Origin of the sequence: Veillonella atypica KON, assembly GCF_002959915.1 — a bacterium.
In the GTDB taxonomy this organism is placed as follows: Bacteria; Bacillota; Negativicutes; order Veillonellales; family Veillonellaceae; genus Veillonella; species Veillonella atypica.
The window spans coordinates 39,675-57,850 of sequence record NZ_PPDE01000001.1 but is presented as its reverse complement, the minus strand read 5'-3'; the positions used below and the strand labels follow the sequence as shown (position 1 = coordinate 57,850).

At 39.7% G+C, this 18,176-nt stretch carries 17 protein-coding genes; 6 read left to right on the top strand and 11 right to left on the bottom strand.

The window, feature by feature from the left end; translation table 11 throughout:
• Positions 1-7: 7 nt before the first annotated feature.
• Genes yqeC through VAHSUH02_RS00270 form a run of 4 tightly spaced genes read right to left on the bottom strand, consistent with a single transcriptional unit; the run spans position 8 to position 4,325 of the window.
• Positions 8-766 carry a selenium cofactor biosynthesis protein YqeC gene (gene yqeC / locus VAHSUH02_RS00285; protein WP_005382104.1) on the bottom strand — a complete coding sequence of 253 codons (759 nt, stop codon included), beginning with the start codon at positions 764-766 and terminating at the stop codon, positions 8-10.
• Between the two features lie 33 nt (positions 767-799).
• The gene (locus VAHSUH02_RS00280; RefSeq protein ID WP_005382103.1) at positions 800-3,091 is read right to left on the bottom strand and encodes a xanthine dehydrogenase family protein molybdopterin-binding subunit; all 2,292 of its coding nucleotides are present in this window, start codon (positions 3,089-3,091) and stop codon (positions 800-802) included.
• Positions 3,091-3,543, bottom strand: a complete 453-nt coding sequence (locus VAHSUH02_RS00275; protein WP_005375431.1) for a (2Fe-2S)-binding protein — start codon at positions 3,541-3,543, stop codon at positions 3,091-3,093. The genes VAHSUH02_RS00280 and VAHSUH02_RS00275 overlap by 1 nt, the downstream gene beginning before the upstream one ends.
• Positions 3,543-4,325: an FAD binding domain-containing protein gene (locus VAHSUH02_RS00270; protein ID WP_005382101.1), complete on the bottom strand. Its 783-nt coding sequence runs from the start codon at positions 4,323-4,325 to the stop codon at positions 3,543-3,545. The genes VAHSUH02_RS00275 and VAHSUH02_RS00270 overlap by 1 nt, the downstream gene beginning before the upstream one ends.
• Before the next feature lie 128 nt (positions 4,326-4,453).
• On the opposite strand from VAHSUH02_RS00270, the gene VAHSUH02_RS00265 reads away from it, so the two are divergent.
• Positions 4,454-5,332 carry an epoxyqueuosine reductase gene (locus VAHSUH02_RS00265; protein WP_005382099.1) on the top strand — a complete coding sequence of 293 codons (879 nt, stop codon included), beginning with the start codon at positions 4,454-4,456 and terminating at the stop codon, positions 5,330-5,332.
• Between the two features lie 9 nt (positions 5,333-5,341).
• On the opposite strand, the gene yfbR is transcribed toward VAHSUH02_RS00265, so the two are convergent.
• From yfbR to VAHSUH02_RS00250, 3 genes are all read right to left on the bottom strand, one after another.
• Positions 5,342-5,929, bottom strand: coding sequence for a 5'-deoxynucleotidase (gene yfbR, locus VAHSUH02_RS00260; protein WP_005375498.1), 588 nt, complete (start codon positions 5,927-5,929; stop codon positions 5,342-5,344).
• 76 nt (positions 5,930-6,005) lie between these two features.
• Positions 6,006-6,860: a D-alanyl-D-alanine carboxypeptidase family protein gene (locus tag VAHSUH02_RS00255; protein ID WP_005382089.1), complete on the bottom strand. Its 855-nt coding sequence runs from the start codon at positions 6,858-6,860 to the stop codon at positions 6,006-6,008.
• Positions 6,861-6,905: 45 nt separating this feature from the next.
• Positions 6,906-7,817, bottom strand: coding sequence for a mechanosensitive ion channel family protein (locus VAHSUH02_RS00250; protein WP_005382083.1), 912 nt, complete (start codon positions 7,815-7,817; stop codon positions 6,906-6,908).
• Positions 7,818-7,989: 172 nt separating this feature from the next.
• On the opposite strand from VAHSUH02_RS00250, the gene VAHSUH02_RS00245 reads away from it, so the two are divergent.
• Entirely contained in the window at positions 7,990-8,766 is a 777-nt protein-coding gene (locus VAHSUH02_RS00245; protein WP_005382082.1) for an adenosylcobinamide amidohydrolase, read from the top strand.
• An 84-nt stretch (positions 8,767-8,850) separates the two neighbouring features.
• Here VAHSUH02_RS00245 and VAHSUH02_RS00240 read toward each other — a convergent pair whose 3' ends face one another.
• From VAHSUH02_RS00240 to VAHSUH02_RS00230, 3 genes are read right to left on the bottom strand one after another with little or no spacing between them, the layout of a single operon-like run.
• Entirely contained in the window at positions 8,851-9,828 is a 978-nt protein-coding gene (locus tag VAHSUH02_RS00240) for an asparaginase (RefSeq protein WP_005382081.1), read from the bottom strand.
• A gap of 18 nt (positions 9,829-9,846) precedes the next feature.
• Entirely contained in the window at positions 9,847-10,617 is a 771-nt protein-coding gene (gene nadE, locus VAHSUH02_RS00235) for an NAD(+) synthase (protein WP_005382080.1), read from the bottom strand.
• 8 nt (positions 10,618-10,625) lie between these two features.
• Positions 10,626-12,077, bottom strand: a complete 1,452-nt coding sequence (locus tag VAHSUH02_RS00230; protein ID WP_005382079.1) for a nicotinate phosphoribosyltransferase — start codon at positions 12,075-12,077, stop codon at positions 10,626-10,628.
• 231 nt (positions 12,078-12,308) lie between these two features.
• On the opposite strand from VAHSUH02_RS00230, the gene VAHSUH02_RS00225 reads away from it, so the two are divergent.
• The 4 genes from VAHSUH02_RS00225 (at position 12,309) to VAHSUH02_RS00210 (ending at position 17,297) form a co-directional block, all read left to right on the top strand.
• Entirely contained in the window at positions 12,309-13,757 is a 1,449-nt protein-coding gene (locus VAHSUH02_RS00225; protein WP_005382074.1) for an aminoacyl-histidine dipeptidase, read from the top strand.
• A gap of 265 nt (positions 13,758-14,022) precedes the next feature.
• Positions 14,023-14,988 carry a CobW family GTP-binding protein gene (locus VAHSUH02_RS00220; protein ID WP_005382066.1) on the top strand — a complete coding sequence of 322 codons (966 nt, stop codon included), beginning with the start codon at positions 14,023-14,025 and terminating at the stop codon, positions 14,986-14,988.
• Positions 14,985-16,511 carry a permease gene (locus VAHSUH02_RS00215; RefSeq protein ID WP_005382063.1) on the top strand — a complete coding sequence of 509 codons (1,527 nt, stop codon included), beginning with the start codon at positions 14,985-14,987 and terminating at the stop codon, positions 16,509-16,511. Before VAHSUH02_RS00220 ends, VAHSUH02_RS00215 begins: the two co-directional genes overlap by 4 nt.
• A 12-nt stretch (positions 16,512-16,523) precedes the next feature.
• On the top strand, positions 16,524-17,297 hold the full coding sequence (locus VAHSUH02_RS00210) for a TIGR03943 family putative permease subunit (RefSeq protein WP_005382061.1): 774 nt from the start codon (positions 16,524-16,526) through the stop codon (positions 17,295-17,297).
• A gap of 55 nt (positions 17,298-17,352) precedes the next feature.
• Here the strand turns inward: VAHSUH02_RS00210 and VAHSUH02_RS00205 are convergent, their stop codons facing one another.
• A complete protein-coding gene (locus tag VAHSUH02_RS00205; RefSeq protein ID WP_005375383.1) occupies positions 17,353-17,910 on the bottom strand; it encodes a biotin transporter BioY in 558 nt (185 codons plus the stop codon).
• Between the last annotated feature and the right edge of the window lie 266 nt (positions 17,911-18,176).

Genomic DNA, 18,176 nt, shown 5'->3' with positions numbered 1-18,176 from the left:
TTGTTACCTAGCGACATTGAATAATGCGACGAATTTCACAACTAGCCTTATACCCATCAGCCAACACAATGGCCGTGATATCACTATCTACCACATGACTTATGAAATCATCAATAATACGATGTTGTACCGTGTCATAACCAGTGCAGAACAAGATTTTCTTGCCCTTACTATATTGGAATAGCCCTTGTTTATGAAGCACGATTTGAGCAAGCATATGAGGTGTTACAATGGCACCTTCTTCGCGATGTACAATGGATTGCACTAATTCTAAATTATGTACATGATCTTCATCAAGGGATGCGCCCAACATTTGAAGGTTCACCACCCCTATAGTCGTCTTTGTTTGACTTGGGATAACAGGTTCCGTATGTTTTGGTGCCTTAAGCCATTTCTCTTTGGCTCCATCCGCTTCAACAACGATTTGCCAGTTTGGATGTAACGCACTAAGGCCATCTATGCTTTCACAATCTACAGCATCAACCTTAGTTCGTGTAATACCATTAAACCAGGCACCACAATAACCTTGTTGAATACGTTTTGTACAATATTCATCAACATCGTTGATATCCTTTGTATAAATAGGTTCATATTGAGCCACTTGTGATTCATACAACTGTGTTGTAGTCGTCACTACGATAGGTTGTCCTTGCAACCGACCATACTCGACTAGCTTAGATAAGACCGTTGTTTTGCCGCCAGCCCCAACCAATGCGACAATGCCAGGTTGGATAAGACGATTCCAGTACTGCGTTTGTGATGTCATAGCACGAGGCCCCCTTTAGGAATGTAGAAATGGTTATACTTTATATTTCTCGTCCATCCCCATAAATACCTTCTCTGGTGTCATAGGTAATGTACGAATATCCGCACCAACTGCATTTTTTACAGCATGTTGTATTGCGGGACAAGCTGTATTAATAACAATTTCACCGATGGATTTAACACCATATGCACCACTTTCCTCATATGATTCAACAAAGGCTGTATGTAATTCACCAATATCTTGACGTGTAGGAATTTTATAGGTCATAAAATTATTAGTTTCTAAACGACCATTACTAGAGTATCTAACGTCTTCATACAAAGCCATACCAATAGCTTGTACTGCGCCTCCTTCAACCTGTACACGCGCTAGTTTAGGATTCACAACGGTACCACAGTCTACACAATTATACATATGTAACGGTATAATTTGTCCCGTTTGTTTATCTACCTTAACTTCAGCAATAGACGCCATGAATGGTGGTGGAGAGGTGTGACTACCCCATGTTGCGAACCCCGTTAATTGTTCGGATGTAGTTCCGACTAATAGCTTAGGCGCTAATTCTTGAACGGACATTTTCTTTGTACCGTCCTTAGTCGTACCTACTAAGCCATCAAAATCAATATCTTCTGGTTTAACATCCATAAATTGCGCTAATTTATGGATTATCTTTTCTCTCAGTTCTTCAGCCGCCATTTTCGCCGCAGTACCCGTTACATAGGTCGTGCTCGATGCGTATGAACCCGGATCAAATGGTACGATATCCGTATCAGATTCGACAACCGTCATAGATTCCATAGGGCAACCAAGGGCTTCACAAGCCATTTGTGTAAGAATTGTATTAGCCCCCATCCCCATATCGGAAGAGCCCGTATACAATGTGTAGTTACCATCATCGCCAAGACGAATTTCTACGGATGCTACATCGATATTAGCAACACCGGACCCTTGTAAAGCAAGAGCCATCCCCAAACCGCCGCGATAGCGCTCATCAATGTCCCAACTATGAGGACGCTCATCCCAACGAGCCATTTCCTTAACCTTATTTACGGTTTCTTGGAATAGTCCAGAATCCATAATTTCATCAGGATCATATACTAAGCTGCGTTCACCGGCAGCAATTAGATTCTTTTGACGAAGTTCTGCTGGGTCGATTCCCATTTCATCAGCTAATCGGTTAACAGCACACTCCAACGGCCACAAAGCTTCTGTAGCGCCATAACCACGGAAGGCTCCGCCCGGCGTATGGTTCATGTAAACCCCTTCGGTGCCATAGTGTACTGCTTTTGCCTTGTTATACAATGGCACGGATTTATGTTCCCCCGCTGTGGTTGTCGTAAAGCAGTGGGTTGCATGAGCACCTGCATCGGTAATGGAGTCCATGTCAATAACTTGGATAATACCATCCTTTGTAGCACCTACGCGAATATACCATTCACGAGCATGACGTGTAGTAGAACAAGTTTGTGCTTCAGTTCTATCATATAGCAAATAACATGGCTTTTGTAATTTCCATGTTACAAATGCTGTCATCAATTCGGTACAAGCCGTTTGTTTCGATCCAAAACCACCGCCAATGCGAGGTTTAATAACGCGGATTTTAGATGCAGGAATTCCTAGTGCTCGCGCAATATGACGGCGCACATGGAACACGATTTGCGTAGAGCTAACGATGACAATACGTCCTAAATGATCAATATAGCCAAAACTTTGGAATGGTTCCATTGCAGATTGACGCGTAGCTTGGTCGAAATATGTGCCTTCTACGACATAATCGCATTTAGCGAGTTCCCCTTCAATATCACCAACACGCTTATGGTAGGATACACAAATATTGCGTTTATAGTCTTGTCCTACTGGAATGTGATTGAGAATATCATCTTCTGGATGAACTACTGTTTCATGGTCCATAGCCGTGCATAAATCAAGCACCGGTTTTTGCACCTCGTATTCAACCTTAATGAGAGGCATCGCCTTCAATGCAGTAGCTTCATCTTTAGCCACGACGAGGGCCACTTCATCACCTACATAGCGAACTACAGAATCGAGAATCAACGCATCATAGGCAGATGGCTCTGGATAGGTTTGACCTGCTAAAGTAAACCGCGTGTTCGGTACATCTTCATAGGTAAAAATAGCCTCTACACCAGGGATTAATTTAGCTTTAGATGTGTCAATAGATTTAATTTTCGCCTGTGCATGTGGACTACGCAATACCTTAATAATGAGGGCATCTTTTGGCACAAAATCCCCTGTATAAGAAGGTTTACCACTGAGTATACCCTTGGCATCGACTTTATCATAAGACTTACCAATGTGCTTCATTATAAACCTCCTTGTAGATACTTACGAACACCGCGGAGCTGCGACTCATAGCCGGTGCAACGACAGAGATTACCAATCAAGTATTCTCGGATTTCATCATCACTAGCATTAGGATTTCTACGCTTCAATGCGATAGCGCTCATCATCATACCGGTAGTACAGAAACCACATTGGTCAGCCCCTTCAGAAGCAAGACAATCTGCTAATAATGAGGCTTCTGCTTCAAGACCTTCAAGGGTCGTAATCGTATGACCGGGCGCACGAAATGTAGGATATGCACAGGATAGCGTGATTTCATCGTCGACCCAAACAGTACATAAACCACAGTTTGTCGTATCACAGCCACAGCGTACGCTATAATAGCCTAAGTTACGCAGCGTAGTTAATAGCATTTCATCCGTTGGCACATTAACGATTACATTCTTATTATTAATATTCAATACTAATTCCATTATTGTGCCACCTCCTTAACTAACCGACGAACCATGGCTTTAGCCATCTCAATACGATATTCCTTGGATGCATGAGAATTTTTTTGATACACTAATTCCTCTGATGCAATCTGTGCTGCCTCATCTAATGCATCTAATCCTTTTTCTGAAAGCAAGGCACTAGCTTTCTCAGCCAATTGTGGCGCACCTGGACGAGTCCCGATATAAACTTCATAGGCTGTATCATCACGGCGAATAGAACCGGTTAAATACGGAAAGTCACCACGAGAAATGCGCAACGCCTCAACCGCAACAGGCACTTCGCGTTTAGGGATGCGAATTTCAACTAAAATATCGCGTTCCCGATAATTCATATAATCCTTCATGGACATACGACCACCTTTATAGGTTACGATATCTGCATGAACAGCTAACAAGGCGGGAATAATATCAGAGAACCCAAATTTACTAGCCACGGAACCACCCATGGTAGCCATATTTCTAAATTGAACGCCTAAAATTTCCTTAATTCCACGCACTACGGCGCCACCACAAAATTGTTGTAACGGTTCAAACCGTTCTACATCACCTTGTGTCGCCATGGCACCAATAACAAATTCGTTATCTTCTTCACGAACATATCGTAAATCTAGTCCTGCCATATCGATTACTGCAGGCCATGTACGGCGACCTAAGCGCAGCCAACACCCACCAGCAAGCATCGGTGCCGTCTTATTTTTTACGGCCATTTCATAGGCCTCTTCCACCGTCTTCGGTTGTAATACTTTCAAAAAGGCTAACATAATCTATCCTCACAATGGTATACTAAAAACAATCATTATCTTAAGCCATTTCCTATTAGCAATGTTGCCATAAAACCTTTTATTTTTGCTTATATATATAATTGTAACAACTATTACATCGTAAATCTATGACAAACAATATAAAATTACAAGAAGTTTGCAAACAATTACATATACCCGTAGTGGGCACCACGTCATGGCCACTCCCTATAGAGGCCCGTGAAATTTTGCAGGAATCCAATCCCTGTCCATTCACAGCAGCCGACATAGACGAACGACTGATAGGCACAACAGACTTTATGCCACACAGCGCCATCGTCTGTCTATTTCCCTATCATATGCCACATGAAGGTCCTACGAATCTATCCCGTTACACGTGGGCCACTGATTACCATCTAGTGGTGACAGACTATTTACAACGCCTCGTAGATGAACTTAAAACGACTGCCCCAGATGCATCATTCTCTATCCATTGCGATACGAGTCCCTTGGCTGATCGATATATGGCGTATTTAGCAGGCCTTGGGTTCTATGGAAAAAATAAATGCTTTATCAATCCAACTTGGGGTTCTTATATCGTCATCGGTACTGTGCTCACCACATTAGAATTCGAGTCCAATACGCCTATGACCGATACGTGTATGGGCTGTAATCGGTGTATTACATCCTGCTTAGGTCAATGTCTAGATGGCAATGCATTTAATTACGCCACCTGTAAAAGCTATTTAACGCAAAAAAAAGGCGATCTCACCGATGACGAACAAGCCATCATCAGGAAATCACCCTTGTTATTCGGTTGTGATGTATGCCAAGAAGTATGCCCCCATAATAAGGACTTACCTACAACACCCATTATTGAATTTCAATCTATCGAACCTTATGTGGATATTGATGAATTAGAGTCTATGACCAATAAGGAGTTTAAGGCAAAACATGGCCATCGAGCTTTCTCATGGCGCGGTAAAAAGATATTGATACGCAATCAGGAATATATTACAAAACCTTAATACTACCTACTATATTTTATAGTAATTAAGTTTATCCAAGGACTCACTCAAGGCCGGTACATATTCTTCGATGAACATGTCCACCTCTGGCATATTTAGAGCTTTCAACTTGGCCAAAATCGTATCGTGCGCCTCCTTGAATTCATCATTGCCCGCATGTAATTCATTAACGCATTTCATATAGGCGGACAAGGTATCGGCAGCTTTCACAATCGACCATTCAGGCAATGTTTCAGCATCTACAATATACGGTTTATAAACGGATTGCAATCTTTTCGGCAATGTGCTTAACATTTTTTCTTGCGCTAAGGTTTCCACCTCGCCATACAAAGAACGAAGCTTAGGATCAAAGTATTTAATAGGCGTCGGCATATCCCCTGTAAAGATTTCACTCACCTCATGGTACATGGCAATGACGGCCACCTTGTTAATATCTAAATTTCCACCGAAATATTCATTTTTAAGAGCCGCCAAATTATGGGCTACCATGGCTACCTCAAGGCTGTGTTCTTGAATATTTTCTGTTTCCGTATTGCGCATCAAGCTCCAACGGTTAATAAAGCGCATCCGTTTTAAAAAAGCAAAAAATGAACTCATACATATCCCCCTTACAATGAAGGTCCCACCAGAAGGTAGGACCTTTTATAGTATGTATAACTAAATAGTTATGATATTAAATGACACCGCGTAATTTAAAGCCATAGTCTAGGAACTGAACAGCCTCATTCCAACGGTTGTCATCATTGAGCATCACCACAATCATAGTGTGCCCATTTCGCGTAGCCGATGCGATTAAACATTCACCAGCCGCATTTGTAAATCCGGTCTTTAAGCCATTAGCACCAGGATATTTATTACGGATAAAATGGTTTGTAGTGCGAATCGTTTCAGGTGCACGGTTTTGATAAGGCACCTTATAGTAATCATTGGCCACCTTATCGCGGAACATTTGATATTTCATCCCATAAGCTGCAATCAAAGCCAAATCTCGTGCCGTCGAATGATGACCCATTTGGGTCAATCCATGAGGGTTGAGGAATACACTGTTTTTAGCCCCCGTCTTAGCAGCTATGCGATTCATATCCTTCGCAAAATTTTCTACAGACCCACTTACGTTCTCTGCCACCACTACGGCCGCATCATTACCAGATGCTACCATCATACCTTCAAGAACACCTTCCAATGTAATTTGGTCACCCACATGTACACCGAGATTTGATTCTTCCATGCTAGTTGCATAAGGACTAATCGTTGCTAACTCATCTAATTGTGTTCCTTTTAACTCAAGTGCTGTTAATAAGGTTACCATTTTCGTAGTACTTGCCGGATGCATCCATTTATCGGGATTCTTAGCGAATAAAATCTCCTTATTATCTGCATCAATGAGTACCACGGCTTCACCAATGGTAGATGGTGGCGTAGGTGCAGCACCATGAGCAACAGTACCTAAGAGCATGGCACCTATGAAAGCTAACGCCAATATAAAACGTTGCCATACTAAGTGCCTATGCATTATTAAATCTCTCATATCAATCTCTTTCTACATATTATTAACTTGTAAATTCATGATTTATCAGATTTCTTGATTCGTGGTAGTTACTTTTTTCTTAGTTTCTTTACTTTCATCTGTAGAAGTATCTGCGTGTTGTATATATACAACACGTTGTGGATATGGAATATCTATACCATGCTTATCAAAAGCATCTTTTACATCGGACATAATACTATATCGAACCTCAAGAAACTGACTAGTTCTAACTTCTGCAAACGCAGAAATACGCACAGAGTTATCACCAAATTCAGAAATACCAATCTCCATATATTTAGCATTTAGAATACGTTTATCCTTGGCAAAAACGTCCTTTAAAATTCTAATCGCTTCATGATGATCATTGTTATAGCCAATATCAAAAACAAACGGAATCATTCGTTCAGTCATATAGGAATAATTCGTTACTGATTGAGATGTAAGAATCGAATTTGGTATGTACACCCGTTTCTGATCCTTTGTAGTGATAATGGTATTCATAAACTGTATGGATGTAACGCTACCTGTAATGTCCCCAACCTCAATATAGTGTCCAGCGCGAAATGGTTTAAATATTAAAATCAATAATCCAGATGCCAAGTTTGACATATTATTTTGTAATGCCAAGCCGATACCTAAACCAAAGGCACCAAAGGCAGCCACAAAGGATGTAGTAGGAACACCAATTTGATTAAGACAGATTAATAATAAACCTACAAGCAATACATAATTAATAATTTGAGATACAAAGCCCATTGCGGCAGTATCATAGTTGGCCCGTGTCATAACACGAACAGCAAGAGTTTTAATCCACCGAATAATATAGCGGCCTACCAAAAATATAATAAGAGCAAGCAAAATATTGCCGGCTTGGCTAAAAAACCATTCTCTTAATTTTAACAATACATTGGCATCTTTAAATAACAGCTCTGATGCGGTTGCTAAGAATTCGTACATGTATACCCCCACAATGCTTAAGGTGACTTACTCAAATCTATGGTAAACATATGATATAATTTCACATGTAAATATTATGTATTATAAACAACTTATATGAAGATAATAAAATATTATCTTTTATTATAGCTTTATATTCTATATCTAACAATGATAAACTAGGGAGTCCTATATGTCTAATAATCCATATACAGCGCCAGATGAATTAATAACGGGCGGTCATGTCACTAAAGAATTCAACTCTGTAACCGTACTCTTTGACGACATTCACTATTCCTTAAGCAGCGGTCAACTAAATGGAGGCTTTCACCATACATTAGGTGTACGTAATCAACAATTAACCTACCATATTGAAACAGAAAAAGATCTACCAGGTGGCTCTGTAGCAAACTATTTAGCTCAAGAATTTGAACATATCGATGTGCCTGTACATTTCAGCACTGCACTGTTAACCTCTGCTACTCCATCCCTTCATGCGTACACAATGGTACAAGAAAGTGATACCATCGTTGAAACCATTGTCACTGGTGGTTATAAGAAAACGGCCCATCGTGCAGGTACAGGTTATTGTTATGAAGAAAAAGATGGTGAATTCCACACTCCTGGCACAATTAATATCCTCGTATTCACCAACAAGGCCTTAACAGATAGTGCGATGGTGAAAGCCATCATGACGATTACTGAGGCTAAAACAGCAGCATTACAAGATTGGAAGGTAGAAAGTACCAAGGACCTCCCCAAATACAATACACATATAGTTCACAGTTTAGCAAAAGAAACGAATACCTCCGCTACTGGAACTGCTACAGATGGCATCATCTTAACTATCAATACAAATGGCGATGTATTAACTGATGCAGGATCCTATTCCCTATTCGGCGACACCTTAGCCAAAGCTGTATACCTAGGTGTACAACGAGCATTAGAAAATGCCATCGGTACCGAATGATTTATACAAGCAAAAGGCCCTTTGTGAATAATCACAAAGGGTCTTTTTATATCTGTCTCATCCGCATACAATCGCTTGTAAGGGTTAGTATTCTTTAAAGATTCGTTCCAAATCCTTGCAGGTACGTTCCTTTTGTAAGGCCAACATCAACAAGATACGAGCCTTTTGAGGTGACAAGCTATCACATACAAAATAGCCTGCCTCCACATCTTGGGGAACCTTAGATACTATACCACTCCCCGTTCTGGATGCGCGTACAACAGGTATTGGTAAATTGGATGTTACCTTGCGGATAGGTTCTGGTATCGTACCATGGCCTAAGCCAGCTAAGATCAAACCCGATGGGTTCGTTGCCACTATGGCAAGCCCCATAATTTCTTCGATACCTGCATAACAGGTTAAGATTTCAACACGTGGTAAGTCATCGTCCTCTGGCAAGCCAAACTCAGATTCCATCGTATGCTTACGCAACGGACACATATAGTATTGGGCTATACCATCTTGTACAATACCAAGATGACCTGCATTAGGACTACCAAAGGTTGCCACGTTAGTTGTATTCATTTTCGTTACATCACGAGCACCATCAATATAGCCATTCATAACTACCAGTACGCCCTTATTATATGATTCTGGTGTTCGAGCCACTTGTATAGCTTGCAACAAATTAATAGGGCCATCGGCACTGATAGCTCCTGCTGGACGCATCGAACCAGTTATAACGATAGGCTTATCAGTATGGACAGTAAGATGCAAAAAGTACGCAGTTTCCTCCATACTATCCGTGCCATGTGTAATAACAACACCCGCAATATCATCATTATCTACACATTTTTGTACTAATTTTGATAAACGGACCCATTGAAATAGCGTTATATCTGAACTTTCAATATTACAAAATTGATTGCACACAAAAGGTCCATAATCTCTAACGCCAGGTACAGAGGATATAATTTCTTCTAAGGGCAATACACCTGCTGTATATCCCGTCAAATCAGTATCCGAAGCACCTTGTCCCGCAATGGTACCACCAGTACCAATGATTGCAATTTTCTTAGTCATCTTATCCTCCTATAGGTATCATAATGTAGAAGGTTTAAAGGAAGGCATTAATTCAAGTTTATGCCGATTAATTCGTTGTAGATAATCAATGCGCTCCTTCGTTTGTATATCTTCAATTTCTCCGGTTCGAATATATCGATCAAGAACGGCATAGGTAAATCCTAGTTTATCCTCATCAGATTGACCACTGAGCCCATCACTAGGCGTTTTGTCTACTAAATGACGCGGAATATCCAAAAGGCGTCCAATTTGACGCACCTCTTCAACCACGAGATTCGCCAATGGACTAAAGTCACCTGCTGCATCGCCAAACTTGGTAGAGTAGCCCACATAGTCTTCAGAGCCATTACAGGTATTAGCAACACGTGCACCATGTGGTAGATTTTGACCTACCGCATATAATGTGGCCATCCGCAAACGAGGTGGGGTATTAATTTCTGCATCTCTCGCTAAATCTGTACGGCCCGTTACATTGAAAAAGCCCTCTCCTTGTACAATGGCCTCCGTTAATGCACGATAGGCATTACCAATATTCACAATCATATAGGGGATACCAAGATGCGCTACCACCTCTTTTGCATCATCTATATCGGATTGTACATCATTTGGCATAAGGACGCCTACAACGCGTTCTGCACCAAGCGCCTCCTTACAAAGAGCGGCTACTACGCTAGAATCCTTACCGCCCGAAATGCCGACTACAGCGGAACATGCAGGTCCATTTTGTTCAAAATAGTCCCGAATCCACGCCACTAATTCCTCTTTTGTTCGTTCTGGATGTGTAAGCATAGGCCCTCCTATTTTTTACGACCAATACGATTCAATAAGTCCATCTTCATATGGTAATAGTCAGGGCTCATATCTAAATAGTGACGATGTGGATTTTCAAAGCGTTGTTCTTCCGGCCAAATCTCATGAGTTAATTGTTCTTGTACATAGGCGCGTATCGATTCCAATGTTGGGGATGGTACGATTTGCTTGCCCCCTTTAATCATGAATTCCTGCATATTTTTAAATGTACAGTTTTCATAATACAATTCTCTCCACGGCTTTTCTGGATCGATATAACGATATGGTTTGTCTGTGGATGGCACTTCGCCAGGTAATGTCAATAATTCAGCAATAGCGCGACCATCTTCATTATAAACGCGATATACCTGTTTCAATCCAGGATTGGTAATCTTTTCCACAGACTCAGAAATCTTAATGCGCGGTTCCCATACGCCACCTTTTTCAACGCCTGCAATCTTGTATACAGCACCGAATACAGGATCCGTTTTCGACGTAATCAATCGTTCCCCTACACCAAAGATATCAATAGGGCCACCTTGATTTAATAAGGATGAAATCGTATATTCATCAAGGCTATTAGATGCCATGATCTTGCAATCGTTCATCCCCGCATCATCGAGCATACGACGCGCTTGCTTAGCTAAATATGCTAAGTCACCAGAATCGAGGCGGATGCCTTTTAATCGATGACCATTCGGTTCCAAAATATCCTTGGCAACCTTAATGGCATTTGGTACACCCGATTCTAATACATTATAGGTATCCACCAAGAACACAGCGCTGTCCGGATACACTTCAGCATAGGACTTGAATGCTTCATATTCAGAATCGTGGTACATAACCCAACTATGTGCCATGGTACCATTTACAGGAATCCCAAATTGTTGTCCCGCCAGAACTGTGGCAGTCCCATTGACACCGCCTATGAAAGCCGCCCGCGCACCATATACAGCAGCATCTACATTGTGAGCGCGACGAGCCCCAAAATCGGATACAATGCGCCCATCGGCGGCGCGCACGATGCGGTTCGCCTTTGTAGCAATAAGCGATTGATGATTAATCATGGTAAGCACTGCTGTTTCCACAATTTGTGCGTCGATAAGAGGTGCTACGATGGTCATAATCGGCTCATTAGGATATATGATGGTACCTTCTTTGAAGGCATATACATCACCGGTAAATTTGAAGTTGCGCAAATACTCTAAAAATTCATCACTAAATAAATGCAATGATTTAAAATACGCCATATCCTCCTCATCGAAATGAAGATTCAAAATGTATTCTAAAACTTGTTCCAATCCGCCAAAGATAGCAAATCCACCTTTGTCCGGATTGCGACGGTAAAATACGTCGAAGGCAACGCGGTCTGTATTGTCTTGTTTCGTAAAGTACCCATGAGCCATGGTCATCTCATAGAGATCCATAAGCATACTAATGTTGCGACGTTCATGTTGCATACTTTCACCATCCTATATAAATAAAAGGTATATAATACAGCGCGTTCGTTATACATTACGCATGATACTATTATAAACTATATACATCGTCTTTTCTATTCATAGTACATGTGATATAACTATATTATAGATAATAATTACTTATTAACTAATGAATAAACATGAATAATCTCATAGCAACTAAGATAATTAGAATTATATGGGATATATTTTCAGAATGAGAGGTGCCAAATGGACGCAATCGTTCAAGCAAAACGCGTATTAGAAATATTTAAGGAAATGAGCCAAATCCCACGTGGATCTGGCAATGAAAAGGGCATTAGCGATTACATTGTCAATTTTGCTCACAATTTAGGTCTCGAAGCTACACAAGATAGCGAATGGAATGTAGTCATCAAAAAACCAGCTACACCAGGCTATGAAAATCGTCCAGCCGTCATCCTTCAAGGTCATATCGATATGGTATGCGTAAAAGGTCATGATTCCAGCCATGATTTTACAAAAGATCCAATCGCCAACATCATCGAAGGTGAATGGATGCACGCCGATGACACTACATTGGGTGCAGATAATGGCATGGGCGGCGCTATGATTTTAGCAGTCCTAGAAGATAAGAACCAACAACATGGTCCACTACAAGTATTGTTCACAACTAACGAAGAAACAGGTATGGATGGTGCTGCAGCGGTAAAAGAAGGTCAAGTAACAGGTGACTATCTAATCAACTTAGACACTGAAGTGGAACATGAGTTCTGCGTGAGCTGCGCTGGCGGCTGCCACGTTAATGTATCCATCCCACTATTGCGCGAAAATAATCTACCTGGTTATGATGCAGGGCTTTCATTAACAGTAAAAGGTTTAAAGGGTGGTCATTCCGGTATCGAAATCATCGAACAACGAGCTAATGCAAACCAAGTACTTGCTCGCGTTCTTTATGATTTAGAAAAACAATATTCCTTTAATCTAGCTTCTTTTGTAGGTGGTGTTAAACATAATGCGATTCCATCTAAAGCGGTTGCAACCATGTCTGTACGCAACGAGGATATAGAAGCGATTAAGACCCTTATCAAATTCTACGAAAAAGAATACAAACATGAATTTGCGATCAAAGATCCTGATTTAACATTCGTAGTGGAAGAAATTCCTACACCGGCAACAGTGTATGCTGATGATACGGCAGAAGCCTTAATTTCCTACCTCTATCTTGCAGAAGATGGAGTTCACTCTATGAGCCAAACCATCGAAGGGCTTGTAGAAACATCAGATAATCTCGCTATTGTTTCTGAAGGCACACATACGATAGACATCCTCGTATCAGTTCGTAGTTCTAATAAAAACAGCTTAGAATACTTAACTAAAAAATTATTACTCCTTGCTGATACATTAGGCGTTTCTGCTACCCGCAGCGGTGGTTATCCTGCATGGGAATACGATAAAGGCTCTAAACTAGAAGAACAAGTTATCGCACTTTACAATACCATGTCCGACACCGCTGCCCGCGTGAATGCAGTCCATGCAGGCCTAGAATGTGGCTTATTAAAGAATGTTTTACCAAATACTGAAATGATCAGCTTTGGTCCAACAATCATTAGCCCACATACAAATATGGAACGCGTACATCTACCTTCTGTAGAACATGTATATGTATTCCTTAAAGCATTACTAGAAAAATTACAATAATTTTTCAAAATTTTACAAAATAATATTTATTCAAATAAGCGTATGTACTCATATATATCCTATGAGGCATACGCTTTTTTTGTAAAATCAACGGCATAAATATATAAACATGTTCACATATACTCATATTAGTATAATATTATCAATTTTTCTTATAAATCGCTTATTACTTAACTTTGTAAACTATTGTTCATACCCTTATGGGTATTTTTATATGTTATGTAAGAGTAGTATACTATGTTTACATTTACAAGGGAGGCGTATTATGATACCAATTACGATCATATCCGGATTCTTAGGAGCCGGAAAAACAACGTATCTACAACATATATTAAACGGTCGTAACACCAATGAACGTATATTAATTATAGAAAATGATTTTGGTGAAACCAGTCTCGATGCAAAGCAATTATCCACATCGGGCGCAACTGTACGTGAAGTAACATCCGGTTGTATTTGCTGCAGTCTCCAAGGCAACTTTAAAAATGCCTTAATCGATATTCTATCTACGCAAGATATCGATCAAATCTATATAGAGCCATCTGGGGTGAGCAAATTAAGTGAAATTTTATATACTTGTGACGATGACGATATCACCAGTAAAGCCTATATCAGCATGATTATTACAATCGTAGATGCTATGCAGGCACCTATGGCAATTAAGAACTTTGGTCCCTTCTTTAAAGACCAAATAAAACACTGTTATGCTATTCTACTTACTCACATAGAGGATGAAAAACAGGTTGAAAAAGCAAAACAACTCATCGTTGAATTAGCACCACATACACCAATTTATACCGATGTAGATGCACTTCAACAGGATATACACCAACTAAAATCTAATACTCATAAGGCACATGAACATGATTCCGAAACCTGCAGTTGCCATACATGTAACGACAGTGAGGATTACAACGGTGCTCACCACAACAATCACAGTCATCATGGCCATGACGGCCACCATCATGAGCACCAACCTTTTGTGAGCTATACATTCCATAATCTACAAACCCTCACTCATACGCAATGGATTGATTTTTGTAATAAATTACCGTCTACAGTACTACGTGTTAAAGGTATCGTTCCTACCACTTCAGGACCTATGGAATTACAATACACCCTCCAATCCTGTTCTCTTACAGATACGCACTTAAAGGACTACCACCTAGTTGTTATTGGCACCGATATAGACATTTCATCCATACAGGAGAAAGTGTGTAGTGCATCATGATTCCTGTATATATCGTAATGGGCTTATTAGGCTCTGGTAAAACCTCCCTAATCAATGTAGAGCTACGAGAACGAAAGAAACTTGGCTCTACAGAAATTATCAGCTTTGAAACAGGTAATACAGAGTTTATAAAAAAGCCTTTATCGATTGAGCCAGATGATATAGAAGAAAATCTACATCATGTAGTACAACAGATACAGGATTATCTTTCTACGACAACGCCGAAAGAAATATGGGTTGAATGGAATGGCATGTTTTCATTTCAACAGTTAGAACTCATCTTCTTCAATTCAATTCTAAAAGAATTCTGTCATCTAGAACGCGTCATCTACACAGCAAACAGCAACAGTATAACATCTATGATACAGGCACTGGGGGATAGAGTTGTATCGCAACTATACAGCGCCGATTATATTATGTTATATGCGAATGATACGACACAAACCAAAGCAGTAAAGAAACTCTTACAATCCTACAATCCGGAATGTTCCATATTAGTCAATCCCACTACAAAAGACATCCACAATAAACTAACTAAACCGATATGGCCATGGTCGTTGTACGGTATTGTGGCTATATTGACATTATATATATTACTGGTCACTGTATTCCGTCATAGCATTTCCTATTCCATCCATCAAGTTTTGGCCATTGCATCAGGCATCATTTTTGAAGGGATACCGTTTTTATTGTTAGGAACCATCATTTCTTCTGCTATCACACTATTGGTACCGGATCGTTGGCTAATGCGTTATCTGAAAGCAGACTCTATTAAAAGCTATGGCATCGCCATTGGTAGCGGTCTTGTATTACCTATCTGCGATTGTGCTACTATTCCTATGTTTAATGCATTATTAAAGCGTGGTATCCCTCAACATATAGGATTATTGTTTATGCTCGCAAGTCCTATTATGAACCCCATCGCATTATTAGCAACCTATTATGCATTTCCAGATACGCCACAAATAATACTAGCTCGCATAATTGGTGGTATATTAATCGCATGTATGGTGGCCCTCACATTTAAATGGAAACCACACAAATTATCTACCATCACTAACAATTTACCTCAGCCAAAAGATTATCAGTATGATTCACCAAATCAAGAAGACAATAAAAAGAAAATCTTTCTATTGCACGTAGAGCGTGAATTCAGTCAATTACTTATTTACTTCTCTGCAGCAGCTTTCACATTAGCCCTATTCCAAGTATGGATAAAACCTACCTTCTTCTCTGGTTCACTCGATGTAGCCACACCTATTGCTAATGCATTATTACTAGCTTTAGCTTTCCTCTTCTCCCTATGTTCTACATCAGATGCCATTATAGGCCGTTCGTTAAGCAATTTATTTCCTATATCAGCAGTTCTTGGTTTCCTATGGTTAGGTCCTATGATTGACATCAAAAACGTATATATGTTACGTCAGTATATCTCAACATCATTTATACTTCGCTTAGTTATTACTATAAGTATTATTACGTATATCATGACATTGCTATTTCAATTTTTATTTAATGTATAAGGAGAACAGACTATGTTATCAGAACTACGAAACAAAGATATACTCAGTGTCATCAAGGGTCTGCTATATACGGCATTAGGTATTAGTTTTTTATATCTACTCATTACGGGCCAATATAAATTATATGTGGCTCCTCGATATGAATTATTTTTACTCTTAGCAGGTATAGCACTGTTATTGGGAGGCATTATTTCAATCCTTTGGTCCCCAAATAAACAATATAAACATAATTGGCGCTCTATTACACCAATCATACTTCCTCTTGTGTTATTTGTGGTTCCACCAATTTTATCGCCTAATTCTGTACAAGTAACTGGAAATACAGCCGCCACAGAAGATACTAATGATTTTAATTTTTCTCAAGACGATATTGGCGAAGTTATTACAATCAATAATGAGGCCAAAGATCCTGGCATTTCAAAATCTAAAAAGGAAATCGTATTAAACTCGGATAACTATTATCGCACCATCGTTGCACTCGGTTCTAAACCAGAGGAATATGTAGGGTACAAAATCTATATGACAGGTTATGTTAACCGAGAAGACAATACATTAAAATCCAATGAGTTTACACTTTCACGTATGGCCATGGCTTGCTGTATTGCAGACGTCTCCCCTATTGGTCTAACAATGCATAAGAATGATGGAGATTCTTATAGCAATAAACAATGGGTAACCATAGAAGGCACTGTATCAACACGAGACTTTCACGGGCGCAAGCAACCATACATAGAAATCAACAAAACAAAAGATGCACAAGAAATTTTAGGATATGTATATCCATAGCATAGTAAAAGGGCTACCACAAATGTGATAGCCCTCTATTACTATTTTGTATATATTATCGCAAATGGCCTATAATACGTTTCCCCATCACAGCAGCTACAGCACATAAAAATACGTCAGGCCCAACAGGAATCAAGAAACAAGACCAGATAACAGCCCACCAACCAATAGGTGTCCCTAAATATACATTCATTATCATATATAAATAGATCATGCCAAAACCATATACAATAAGCAGATTGATAATAGCACCAATGAGCAATGTTTTAACAGAATGTGTTGGTGAAAGCTCGCTAAAGCGACCCACTACATAAGCGCCAACCATAAATCCAATCAAATAGCCGAATGTAGGTTGCAATACATAGCCTGGCCCGCCGCCAGATGTAAACACAGGTACACCGATAAGTCCCAATATAATATAGATCCCTACACTAATGGCACCGAGGCGGCTGCCTAATATAATACCAGCCAGTGTAGTAAATAAAATCTGCAGTGTAAATGGACAGTTTGGAAGTGGCACACGAATAAATGCACCAGCTGTAATTAATGTTACAAATAAGGCTGTCATTGTCAACTCTCTTGTGCTGAGACGTCGATTGGAAATGGAACTCATGGTATACCTCCATTAATAGAATAAAAGAAACCTATCTAAACAAACTACATATCTATTCAAGGTTATTAAACCATTCCATTTTATTTATGTCAACCATATATACTTATATTAAGTTTACATTATGCAAAATATGCAAATAAAAAAAGAGGATATACATAATGTATGTCGAATATATTATGTATATACCTAAAAATAAGTATATAGTTTTAGTTTTTCATTTTATATTCATTTTATGATATTAAATTATGTATAAGTAGATTGAGTAA